This window comes from Caldalkalibacillus salinus, from assembly GCF_016745835.1.
GTDB classification, from domain to species: Bacteria; Bacillota; Bacilli; order Caldalkalibacillales; family JCM-10596; genus Caldalkalibacillus_A; species Caldalkalibacillus_A salinus.
In genome coordinates this window covers 106,226-118,881 of record NZ_JAERVL010000024.1, presented here as the reverse complement: position 1 = coordinate 118,881, position 12,656 = coordinate 106,226, and the positions used below count along the sequence as shown (strand labels likewise).

9 protein-coding genes are annotated in these 12,656 nt (G+C 41.2%); 5 read left to right on the top strand and 4 right to left on the bottom strand.

What is annotated here, in order from left to right:
• Positions 1-150 precede the first annotated feature (150 nt).
• Positions 151-474 carry a DUF2614 family zinc ribbon-containing protein gene (locus JKM87_RS13985; RefSeq protein WP_202080992.1) on the top strand — a complete coding sequence of 108 codons (324 nt, stop codon included), beginning with the start codon at positions 151-153 and terminating at the stop codon, positions 472-474.
• Between the two features lie 271 nt (positions 475-745).
• Here the strand turns inward: JKM87_RS13985 and JKM87_RS13980 are convergent, their stop codons facing one another.
• The 4 genes from JKM87_RS13980 to JKM87_RS13965 form a co-directional block, all read right to left on the bottom strand.
• The gene (locus tag JKM87_RS13980) at positions 746-2,542 is read right to left on the bottom strand and encodes a glycosyl hydrolase family 18 protein (RefSeq protein ID WP_202080991.1); all 1,797 of its coding nucleotides are present in this window, start codon (positions 2,540-2,542) and stop codon (positions 746-748) included.
• A gap of 129 nt (positions 2,543-2,671) precedes the next feature.
• On the bottom strand, positions 2,672-3,145 hold the full coding sequence (gene perR / locus JKM87_RS13975) for a peroxide-responsive transcriptional repressor PerR (protein WP_236838835.1): 474 nt from the start codon (positions 3,143-3,145) through the stop codon (positions 2,672-2,674).
• A 104-nt stretch (positions 3,146-3,249) separates the two neighbouring features.
• Entirely contained in the window at positions 3,250-3,540 is a 291-nt protein-coding gene (locus JKM87_RS13970) for a cyclic-di-AMP receptor (protein WP_202080989.1), read from the bottom strand.
• Between the two features lie 388 nt (positions 3,541-3,928).
• Entirely contained in the window at positions 3,929-4,339 is a 411-nt protein-coding gene (locus tag JKM87_RS13965) for a potassium channel family protein (protein WP_202080988.1), read from the bottom strand.
• A 192-nt stretch (positions 4,340-4,531) separates the two neighbouring features.
• Here JKM87_RS13965 and JKM87_RS13960 point away from each other — a divergent pair, with 192 nt between their 5' ends.
• The 4 genes from JKM87_RS13960 (at position 4,532) to JKM87_RS13945 (ending at position 12,638) form a co-directional block, all read left to right on the top strand.
• Entirely contained in the window at positions 4,532-5,038 is a 507-nt protein-coding gene (locus tag JKM87_RS13960; protein ID WP_202080987.1) for a hypothetical protein, read from the top strand.
• Positions 5,028-6,335: a glutamate-1-semialdehyde 2,1-aminomutase gene (locus JKM87_RS13955; RefSeq protein WP_202080986.1), complete on the top strand. Its 1,308-nt coding sequence runs from the start codon at positions 5,028-5,030 to the stop codon at positions 6,333-6,335. Before JKM87_RS13960 ends, JKM87_RS13955 begins: the two co-directional genes overlap by 11 nt.
• 406 nt (positions 6,336-6,741) lie before the next feature.
• A complete protein-coding gene (locus tag JKM87_RS13950; protein WP_202080985.1) occupies positions 6,742-11,271 on the top strand; it encodes a glutamate synthase-related protein in 4,530 nt (1,509 codons plus the stop codon).
• A gap of 242 nt (positions 11,272-11,513) precedes the next feature.
• Positions 11,514-12,638, top strand: coding sequence for an FUSC family protein (locus JKM87_RS13945; protein ID WP_202080984.1), 1,125 nt, complete (start codon positions 11,514-11,516; stop codon positions 12,636-12,638).
• Positions 12,639-12,656 lie beyond the last annotated feature (18 nt).

Here is a 12,656-nt window from a genome sequence, read left to right as displayed (position 1 = left end):
TATGAATGTTCAAACTTAATTAATGCAATGCTAGTGATATTTTTTATTGTATTATTTTTTCTTGCCACAAAACAATCAGTTAATACACTGACCTTCCCTCGTCCTAATCTTAATAGTTGTGCTATACTTTAACCAAAGGAGGCCATCAAAATGAAGGGAAAGATAAACCTTATACGCACCTTTGCCTTAGGGCTGGTCTTTGGAGGTATGATCGTGACTTATGGTTCATTCCTTGTAACCGCACAATGGGCAGTTACCTTATTTATGGTTTTAGGTGTTTCAATGGTGTTACTTAGTACTGTTATATACTTTTGGGTCGGTTTCATTTCAACACAAGCAGCATATGTCACTTGTCCTAGTTGCGAAAAGAAAACAAAGGTGCTGGGTAGAGTTGATGAATGTATGTATTGCAAACAAAAGCTTACATTAGATAAAAAACTGGCCACGAACAACGATTTTGATACAAAGTCTTAATTATCATGTCGCACATGTGTTGCAAGCATCATAACTAAGCATCAATAATAATCTGCTTGTATAAATGTTGACTCTGACGAATGCTAAACTTTATAAAAGGCAATTTTTTATTCTTTCATTAATATAAAATCATATCTAATCAACATTAATGTAATGGCGTAACCGATTATCATAATAAAAAGGAAGGAGTGCTCCCCTTCCTTTTTTTAGTTCAACTTTATTTATCACCTTTTGAGTTCTTTAACTGTTTAGCTTCTTTGTTTGTTCAACTTCATTGTTCGTTTAACCGTTGCTCTAATCCTTTTTGGATCACGTCCCATATTTGTGTTTCTTCAAACCCTCTTCTCCAAGAGGCTACACCTGCCAAATCATACTTGTGTACCAGTTCTATTCTTTGTGCCATTGAATATTCATCCTCTAGCCAAACACGGTAACGAATCTGTTCCTCATCATCATAATATTCTCCATAATATTGTCCGCTGCTTTGATCAACCGTTAACTGTACGTTATTTTCTTCGATCCAATCATTGACACCGTTCATCGAAAAAGCCCTTGAGGACACGTTCGTACTACCGTCCGCAGTTTCTTCTTCAGCCCATATCCTTGTGTAGAAAGGGACGCCTAATACCAACTTCTCATTGGGCACTTCTTCTAAAACTCCTTGCAATCCTCTTTCCACCCAAGGTAAGGAAGCGACCGAGCCTGCTACTGGACTGCTCCCCCAATGTTCGTCATACGTCATGACCATCATATAATCTACAATGCCAGCCAGTTTTTCTCGATCTAAAAATAAGGACCACATCTCACTATCTGATTTAATGGTCACATCAATTGAGACCACCAACCCCATTTCATGTAAATAAGGCGTTAACTCTCTCATAAATTGAACTAAATTCTCTTTGTCCTTCAAGTAAACATTTTCAAAGTCTACATTAATACCGTCTAAGTTATACAACTCCGAGTAGTATATGAGTTGGTTAATCATGTTCTTTCTATTCTCATAGGACGATAGCAGTTCATGAGTCATATCAGGGTTAAAGTCATTAGTCACGAGTCCCCATACTTGATAACCATTTCCATGCGCCCAAGACACATATTGTTTATCTGCTAAGTTTTTTAGACCACCAGTCCCATCCTTTAGATGGAACCATGTAGGGGAAACCACGTTCACCCCATTCATAGGCTCAATGTTATCTGTATCAGGGTTTCGGCTAACCACGTGTTCCCAGGTTAGATTTATTTTACCCGCAATGGGATTCCACGGTGCATAAGTCCGTTCAGGTTTGGTCCATTCTTCTACTTCAGCCCCGTTTATCGTGACCTCATCTTTTGGTATGTAGCCTATCCAACCCTCATTGGATTTGACTTGATACCAATTCTCTCTCTCTTCAAGCATTTCCACCGGTGTGCCATGTTGTATGTCTGTTACATATGGTGCTTGATATGTTGGTTCCGTTCGTATAAATGTCGTTGGTAATTCATCCTCCTGATGATCTGCTGGAATGCTGACCTCTGCCTTCATTTTAGGTGTGTTGAATGTGTTAAGTTCTACGATTTGACTTTCATCATAATATTTAAACTCAACAGGATACACCTGCTCGAAAGGTGAAAAGGGAATGTACGACTGTCCATCTATATTTCTCACTGGAAAGTTTAATGTTACTTGTTCGTCCTTGAGCTCATTTGTTAAATACATGCTTTGTAAAGTCACGACTTCATTGTTAGCGGTAAATATAAATGTTTCTGATGCCTCATCATAACTAACGGTATCATCAATATGCTCTAAAAAGAGTTCATACGGAACAAAAAACTCTTCATTATCTACTAGCACATCGTGTTGTGTTGAAATATCTCCATTAACGATAAGCGGGTACAATGTTCCTTGTCCATCAGTTTGCACCGCTTCTGGATAAGGATTGCTTTGTTCTTGGTTCGCTCGATCTGCGAATATTAATAAGATCACACCAAAAGTAATTATTAATGCTAAGAAAAAGGATATGATACCCCAACGGTACCATTGCTTCCTATGTGTGCGATGCCTCGGTTGATAAGCGTTTTCAGTTTGCATTATTTTGCCTCCCTCTCCCAGTCCCCTTTATTTTATCAAAAAATAAATAGGCTATGGGTAGGAGTTTAGTGGTAACAAAAAAAGCCCCTCTATAATAAGAGGTGACTCTCGAGACAAGTAAGGCTTCTGTTATACCTTTTGATGCTCTTTTTCATGATTGCTTGAACCCTTTTCCTCGGTTTCATGACATTGATGACAAACACCATATACTTCCATACGATGAGACTCAATCTTAAATCCCGTTTCTTTTGAAGCTACATTTTCGACATCATCTAAGCAAGGATAGTCGAAATCAACGATCTTTCCACAATCTTTACATATAACATGATAATGCTGGTGGACGTCTGCATCAAAACGACTAGATGAATCACCATATGTCAATTCACGTACAAGATCTGCTTCTTTGAACAACCTAAGGTTATTATATACAGTGGCTACACTCATGCTCGGAAACTTATCTTCTAGCGCTTTATAAATTTCGTCTGCTGTGGGATGATTCATGGCCTCAAACAGATATGCTAAAATGGCGTGACGTTGCGGTGTCATACGAACCCCTCTGTCCTTAAGCTTCTCCAATGCTTGTTGCAAATGCGCCATGTCCATCTCCCTCCGTTTCATTAAAAGATATAATATTAATATGAATTATTACATTAAAATGATTCTTGTTTAGTTTATCGACCATATAGGAACTTGTCAAACAATAAGGTTTACCTGGGTATTGCTATACTATTTTGTCCATCAACAACGAAGGAGGTATACCGATTCTCTTCTTTGTGCTGCCAGCCTTTTTCTTTGTCCAAAGCATCAACGGCCGACCGCATTTCTGATTTAAGCTGCTTTATGTCTTGATTCGACACCCCGATCAACAACGTGTCTTTGCCTTCTTTCAAGAAACCACCACTACTCGCCAACTTTGTCACACGGTACCCTTTTTCACTGAGGTGTTTGATCATTTTTGTCCCGTAGCGCTGGTGAGCAATACAGATCATGAGTTTCATTCTGTATCCCCCCTCTTTATTTATAATAACCATTCGCTAAAAAAGGTAAAAATCCTCTATACGTTCGCTATTATGATATGTCAATGTGACACATAGTTTACACGAAAACAAAAATTCATGCCTTTTTATCACCACTTTATGTCGATGGGAAAAATATTTCCTCGGAAATTAGAAGAAACTCGTCCAAGAAAGATGTAAAAAAATGTGTACGCAGCGTTCGCGTACACCATTTTGGAGGAGGTAATCGTTATTCCCAATATCATCATATGATCAAACCTTCAGTAGGTATAGACAGACGTCCATTATCATCAAAAATTCCACGTTTGCCTCAGTTTTCCTCACAATATTTCAAGTAAACAATGAAATAACACTATCGCTTATTATTGGATTATTCTTTGTGTTGTATGATGCCTGAGGCGATAAATGCAGCGGGTAATAAGTAGCCTATAAGCGCTTGCAGGCTGGCAATTAATTTCCCTACGCCGATGGGAATGATATCTCCATATCCCACAGTGAGTAACGTCATTGTACTAAAGTATAATATATTCGCTATGTCCACTAATCCATTGGTATGATTTAGGGAGATACTGAGTACACTCTGGACGCCTAAAAGTAATAAGCCGATATATATCGTGGCAAACCCTATAATAATCACAAGATAAACATATCCTAATAAAACAAAGTGTTTCGTAGAAAATGCTTGAAAGTGAGCTGGGTGCATTTTCATTAAATCTTTTAAGCTTCGTAACATCACCCAACAGCTGATCAACATTGTAGAGAGCAATAAGGCCTCATTCATCCCTTGTCCTCCTTTGTATAAGATATGTGCTTTATCCTTTAGATATGTGGTATACTTTTGGGTGCCTTAAGCTTCTGACGGCATTGTAGTGAAATACCATATGTTCTGTTAACTAGCGGTTTGTTCTATATTTTATGAAGTAACAAAATGAACAACTTTAGGTGACATACGAGATGAAAAGGTGTTGACAACATGGTTTCCCAGAGGGCTCTTTTTCTAGTCTTAGTGATGGTTACTTCTGTATTATCTCTCACAGGTTGTGTGTTGAATGTAGAGACTAACGTGGATGGTGCCGAATTTTTTCAAACCACACCCGACTACCCTCATATCTTCACAAATAACAATGTTGATATGAAAGTAGAGTTCATAGATGGCTCGACTCGGATTATTAACCCCGAAACAGGTGATCCTTTCTTATATCTACTCGATAGCAAAAATCTATACTTCATGTCGGGCATAAAGGATAACATGAAAAAGATCCTGGCTTCTGAAGGTCTTGTACAGATAGGTTTTTATACGGCAGATCCAAGGGTTGCCGAGAACGAGAGCGTAGACCTGATCGTGTTGCCTTTAGATAAAATGATAGATAAGACAGGTCATACAAAAGTGACCTTTGAGTTTATCGATATGTCTGAAGGAGAACAACTAAATAAGATCAAGGTGGATTTGACAGAAGGAGGTTTTCAAAATGAATCATAGTCGTTCTGAGGCACTTTATGAACAAGCATTAGACGTCATCCTAGGTGGTGTGAACAGCCCCTCTAGAGCATATAAAGGTGTTGGTGGCGGCACACCGATTTTTATGTCACATGCCCAAGGTGCCTATTTTTGGGACGAAGATGACAATCGTTACATTGATTATTTGGGCGCTTACGGTCCGATTATTACGGGACATGCTCATCCCCATATTACTGAAGCTATTTCTCGAGCAGCCCAAAAAGGAGTGCTATACGGAACACCGACTCAGTTAGAGATTCAATTTGGTCATATGATTCGTGACGCTATACCCTCTATGGAGAGAATCAGATTTGTTAACTCTGGAACTGAAGCGGTCATGACAACAATTAGAGTAGCCCGAGCTTTCACGAATAGAGATAAAATTATTAAGTTTTCTGGTTGTTACCATGGGCACTCTGATCTCGTGCTTGTGGCTGCGGGGTCGGGCCCCTCTACATTAGGTATTCCTGATAGCGCTGGGATTCCTCAGAATATCGCTCAGGATGTTATAACGGTTCCTTTTAATAATATAGATGCATATAAAGCTGCTTTAGAAAAATGGGGAGATGACATCGCTGCTGTCTTAGTAGAACCTATCGTAGGTAACTTTGGTATCGTCGCCCCCAAGGAAGGTTTCTTAGAGGAAGTCAATCGTCTGACTCACGAAGCGGGTGCCTTAGTGATATACGATGAGGTCATCACGGCATTCAGGTTCATGTATGGTGGTGCCCAAAACTTACTTGGCGTTGAACCTGACATGACTGCGCTCGGTAAGATTATTGGTGGAGGCTTACCGATCGGGGCGTACGGTGGAAAAAAAGACATTATGGAGCAGGTTGCGCCTCTCGGTCCGGCTTATCAAGCTGGAACCATGGCTGGAAATCCAGCTTCTATCTCCAGCGGCATTGCTTGCCTAGAAGTATTACAAGAACAGGGTACTTATGATTATTTGGATGAGTTGGGTTCTCAACTTGAGGATGGTATCCTCACACTAGCTGAAAAACATCGCATCCCCCTAAGTATCAACCGTATCTGTGGGGCATTCACCGTTTACTTTGGTGTGGATCATGTCACAGATTATGAAGGCGCGGAGAAGAGTGACGGAGAAATGTTTGCCACTTTCTTCAAAGGCATGCTTCAACACGGCATTAACCTTGCGCCTTCTAAGTACGAAGCTTGGTTTATCACGACTGCCCATACTCAACAAGACATAGCAGATACTTTAGAAGCGGTTGACAGTGTCTTTAGTGGGGATGGCTTCAAGGACGTAATTTTATAAGCCTAATCATAATGCAAAAAGCTCCATGCTGATTTTTTATGCTTGGGGCTTTTTTATGTTAGAATATAATTTCATTGGTTAATGAGGACTTACGGTTATCTGTTATTCAGTTTTTATTTAGTCATAAAACGATCTTTATCTCTTAAGGGAAACTTCACGTACAGACCGTTATTAGGACATTAATTTATATACAAAGAAAACGCTTACATGATTGCATAGTTATGCAGTAGCCAAATTATAAATACAGGTTTTAACCACCAAATTAAGTATTTATTCATGTATAAAAACGCTTACATTTGAATAAATAGTCGTTTTCGACTTGTTAGGTCTGAATTTTCATGCTATTATTGAGATACTTGTCAATTAATCTTACAGGAGGTGAAGGTCAGACTAGCTGACCAGTTGTATGAGTGAAAGGTGGAACCCAAGTCAGTTTAAAGATTTCCATCATGTAGAGCATGACAGCTGTGGTATTATCGCTGTCGTCAACAAAGATGGAAAACCGACACATCAAAACATCCTACACACGGTCGATGCTCTTATTAAAATGGAGCACAGGTCTGGTTTTATTAACGGTGAGGGTGACGGATGTGGTCTCCAAACTGACATACCTAGAGAATTATGGAAAGAACGTTTTGATCAAGCCAACTTGCCAGCTAATCTGGTCTTTTCTGAGAACTTTTTCGTCGCTCACCTATTTATCCCAAGAGTGACGGATGTTAGAGAGATTCAAGAGGATGTACGTCAGATGTTGAAAACGCATCATTGTGACATTCATCTTGAACTCGAGGACCAAGTTAACTCCGATTCATTAGGACCTAATGGTAGCAAAGATGAGCCTCTTTTTTGGCAGATTGCCGGGACTGTTCAAGAGGATCAAGTTTCAACAACTACCGCACAACAACTGTTTGAATTACAAGTATTGATTGAAAACAAACATGATGTGCACGTCGCTTCAATCAGCAATTCAAATTGTGTTTACAAAGTCATGGGCGCAGCAAATATCCTACCAAAGTATTTCGTCGATCTAGGCCATCCTTTATTTGGATCCAGCGCGACAATTGGACATAATCGTTATTCTACAAATACATTATCGAACTTTTTCCGTGTCCAACCATTTAGCGTCATCGGGCATAACGGTGAGATTAACACGATCCACCAACTGCGGCAAGAAGCCCAGATGATTAATGCACCCCTTGTTGAAGGTGGTAGTGACTCTCAAGATCTTAACCGTACCATTGAAACTTTGATTCATCGTTATGGCTTCAGTTTATTCGAAGCATTGGAAATGGTATTCCCGCCTATTATTAATGAAATTAAACACCTTAAAGAAGAATTACAGGACTTATACGTTGATATTAGACAAACATGGGGACATTTTGCACAAGGTCCAGCAGGGATTGTCTCACGGTATCAGGATGAATGTGTCTTCAGTGTAGATGCTCTCGGACTACGCCCTCTTTGGGTTGTAGAGTCAGATGACACGTTATACTTTTCCTCTGAACAGGGGCTCATTCCAGCAACAGATATGATTGCAGAGCCGAAGGCCTTAGCACCTGGTGAAAAAGTAGGTGTGCGCCTCAGAGAGGGTATGGTCGAGATTTATGAGCACCACGAGCTACAACAAGAAGTGCTCGATCGATATCAAGAGAAGAAGAATATTTCTCAAGCCCATCACATGCTGAACACTCCTGATTTACCACAAACAACAGAGGTTGAGGAAGACATACAGTTTACTGATCAATGGTACAGTGCTTTCGGATGGGAACGTGATCAGATTCAGTTAGCTGAACAGATGGCTTCTAACGGCGCTGATCCCGTGAGGTCCCTTGGTCACGATGCGCCTTTGGCCGCGCTATCAAAAGAGCGTCAAAATATTGCGGACTATTTGAAAGAAAGCGTGGCTGTTGTTACCAACCCGGCTATAGATAGAGAAAGAGAAATGGAGCATTTCTCTACAAGGACAGTCTTAGGACCCCGTTCACCGATCACAGCACAGAAGACAGATAGACAAAAACGGCGTCTAGAGCTCCCTTCCCCTATCCTACTGGAAGGTAAGTTTGGTGAAAGAGTTACACCAACCATAGACTCGCTATCATATGAACAAACGCTCGCTTATTTTGGTGGGGATCAAACTAAGATTATCAATACTGTTTATGCGGACGGAGAGTCTTTAGCGGCGGCTTTACAACGCGTAGCTCAAGAAGTTGAGACTGCTATACTTGAAGGGGCTCACATTGTCGTTTTAGATGATCGTCATTCTCATCAAGATGGCGCGTTATGGATAGACCCCCACTTGGTTCTCTCTAAAGTTGATCAACACCTTATTAATTGTAGAGATAACCAAGGGATTTCACTTAGACGTAAGGCAAGCTTGATTCTTAGATCTGCCGCTATCCGTTCTCTTCATGACATTGCAGTGGCTAGTGGTTTAGGTGCAGACGCTGTTAACCCTTATCTTCTATTTGCAACGGTCGCAAGCGAAGATCAGCCTGAGCGCTCTAGTAACCTTTACGAAGCATTGAACAAAGGTTTGGAAAAAGTCACGTCTACAATCGGTATCCATGAACTGAGAGGTTATAATCGTATCTTCTCTTCTATCGGGCTGAAAAATGAGATTGCTGACGTCCTTCAAGTCACAAACTTCTGTGGTGCAGATCACGTTGGCCTCGGATTTACCGATATGGAAGAAGATAGCCGGAAGCGTACCGAAGACTTTATGAGCGAGAAAGCACGTGCCGGGCGCTCCTTCCGTATATTCCCTAGAGTATGGAAGCCGATTGGTCAGATCGCTTCAGGTCAACTTGAATACGAAGAGTATGCGACAAAGCTAGAAGACATTGAGAAGCAAAACCCTGTCTCCATACGTCACGTTGCTGATTTAAACTATGACGTGGTGAAAGACAACGCGAAACCCGAACCTCAAAAGGTAAATATCGGCGTGGGTGACCATGACCTACCGTTTATTATTAGTTCCATGTCCTTCGGTTCTCAAAATGAAACAGCTTACCGGGCATATGCTGAAGCTGCCGAACAGCTCAACATGATCAGTATTAACGGTGAAGGCGGAGAAATTAAGGATATGCTTGGGAAGTATCCGCGTACGAGGGGATTACAGGTCGCTTCTGGACGTTTCGGTGTGAACGTTGAATTAGCGAATTCATCTAATCTATTAGAAATAAAAATTGGCCAAGGTGCTAAGCCTGGTGAAGGTGGGCATCTTCCAGGATCTAAGGTAACGGCAAAAGTGGCTGCGGCACGTAACGCAACACTTGGCTCTGACCTTATCTCCCCTTCAAATAACCATGATATTTACTCTATTGAGGATCTGGCGCAAATTATCACAGAGTTAAAAACGGCTAATAACGAGGCACAGGTTATTGTCAAAGTTCCGGTTGTGCCCAATATCGGGACTATTGCGGTTGGAATTGCTAAAGCTGGCGCTGACGTGATCAGCTTAAGTGGTTTCGACGGCGGTACTGGTGCAGCCCGCATCCATGCCCTTCAACACGTAGGTCTTCCTGTTGAAATTGGTGTAAAACTTGCGCACCAAGCTTTAATTGAAGCAGGTTTGAGAGAAGAGATTGAGGTATGGGGTGACGGTGGTGTCAAAAGTGCACTCGATGCGCTTAAGGTTATGATGCTTGGCGCTAATCGTATCGGCTTTGGTACCCTCTCTATGGTTGCCGTTGGTTGTACGACTTGCCGCGGTTGTCACTTAGATACTTGTCACGTTGGTATTGCAACCCAAATCGATTCATTAGAAGAAGCTCATGAGAAGGGTTTAAAGCGTTTTGTTCCAAGAAAAGAGGATCTGGCTGTATCTGGCCTTAAAGCGATGTATACTGCGTTTGGTAAAGAGTTACAACGTCTCACCGCTTCTCTTGGTTTTGAACGCACGCAAGATCTCGTCGGACGTTCTGACTTACTCATTCAGGTTAGAGAGTTGGAGAAACTTGATTTACAACCGTTACTTGCGACGGCTAAACAAAGTGAAACAACTGTCCTCACGCAACAAGCGGTTAAGACACAAGCTGAGGCTAAGCTAGCCGTAGCGGCTGGAGCTGAGGCTCACGTAGAATCTAATCTGTATGTGTCCTATGATCAACCGATCCAACAGCACTTCCGCAATGTACTATCTGATCAACGCGTACTCGGAAGTCGTTATTCAGGCGCTCGTGTGAAGGACCGTCTAGATGGGTCATACTCATCTCTACCGAAGGTCACGCTATCCTTTGAGTCAGGTTCTGTCCCTGGTAACGGCTTAGCAGCCTTTAACGCAGATGGTGTCACTATACGTGTCCAAGGTGGCGCACAGGATGGTGTGGGTAAAACATCTTTCGGCGGCCTTACCAGTATCTTAAAGGCCAAGAATAAGTACCAACAGTTCATCAATGGTTCTGTCGGTAAAGGGTTCTGTTACGGCGCACAGAAGGGTACGTTTGTCGTACAAGGAAACGCGGATGCAAGAGCAGGTATTCGTCTCTCAGGTGCAGATGTGATCATCGGTGGCGAATTACAAGGCCCTATTCAAGATGATTTAGGAGGCATTGGTGCGAGAGCAAACATTAAAGGCTTTGCATTCGAATACATGACGAATGGTCGTGCCCTTGTTATGGGTGATCCAGGGCCTTGGATGTGCTCTGGTATGACAGGTGGTGTCGTGTACCTCCGTATTCAACCAGATATGGGACTTGACGTCAATGCTATTCAGCGACGTATCGCCAAATCAGCCAAAGTAAACATCGAAGCATTATCCGATCATGGTAAACAAGACGTTCAAGAACTGCTAACCATTTACATTGAGGAGCTCTTGAGTTCTGGCCAACAAGCGAAGGCTGAAGAAATTCTAAACCTTAAGAATCATTGTGGAGATCACTTTGTTCAGGTGGTACCTATTCAGCAACAGGCAGACCCTGCAGTGTCTACAGAGTAATTTAGCGTATTCTTTAAACAGTTGTTTAAAAGAATTTAAAACGTAAAATATATAGAGAAGGCTACGTACAAATTAATGGTTACGTAGCCTTCTTTTTTCAACAACTGTTGTGTTGGACTTTTATTCAGTTAAAAAATCCCCATTGCGTTCACATATATTTAAAATTAAAATGATATCATGTATCTAATAAGGTCTAATAAGGTCTTATAGATTAATGACAAGCAGATACGAAAGGGATTGACATGAAACTCGGAGCTAGAATTATTAAAACAGGCATTGCAGTGTCTATTTCTTTATATGTAGCCAAATTAGCAGGGCTCTCCCCTGTTCTGTTTGCTGCATTAGCTGCGGTATTAGCCGTACAGCCATCATTATATCGTTCATGGCAAAACATTTTAGATCAGTTACAGGCCAATATTATTGGTGCAGTTTTAGCCGTATTATTTACATCCCTTTTAGGAAACGAACCGTTTGTCGTGGGGATGGTTGTTATTCTTGTGATTGCCGTAAACATTCAATTTAAGTTTGAGAAAAGTATTCCCTTATCCATTGTGACAGTTATTGCGATCATGGAAAGTACCACAGGCAATTTTTTTATCTTTGCACTCGAAAGATTTACACTTATTATGACGGGGATAGGGGCTTCCTTTCTCGTTAACGTTATTTTTCTTCCGCCTCGTTATGAGGATAAGCTATACGCTAAAGTGCACGACCTAAATCAACACATTATGGGCTATTTACGCTCATGCACGTACCATGAGTATGAAGAGAGACTATATAAGGAAGAGACAAAACGACTTCGTGAGGAATTTATTGAGTGTGAACAATTATACCTGTTGTTCAAAGAAGAAAGAACTTATCTTAGAAAAGTGAAATATTCCAAGACACGAACACTCGTCCTCTTTCGGGAAATGCTCAAGGTCACTAATCAGGCTTTGTACTTGTTGACTCAGTTCGAGAAGCACCAGTCCGACCTCACACAGATGTCTGAAGAACTGCAAGCGATGATTGACCGTGAAGTCGATGTGTTGTGTAATTATCATGAAAAAATCCTTCTCAAGTATGAAGGTAAAATTAAAAGTCAGCACCCACACCTGCCATATGAAGAAGCGTCTGAAGGTCGACGACTTCTACTTGAAAAGTATCTACAAATGGTGCCTTCCGCACTCTTAAACGACAAGCATATAGAGGATGAAAGCACGATTAAACATGGTGCACTAAAAACACCGTACGAGAGCCATGAAGACGACATTTTATCTGGAGACGCTGCTATTAACCTTTTTCCATTAATCGCTCAAATTATCGACTACTCTAACGCTCTCGAAAGATTGGATAAATTAGTTGAGGGGTATCAAACGTTTCATTGATACCCCTCTTTCTTTATT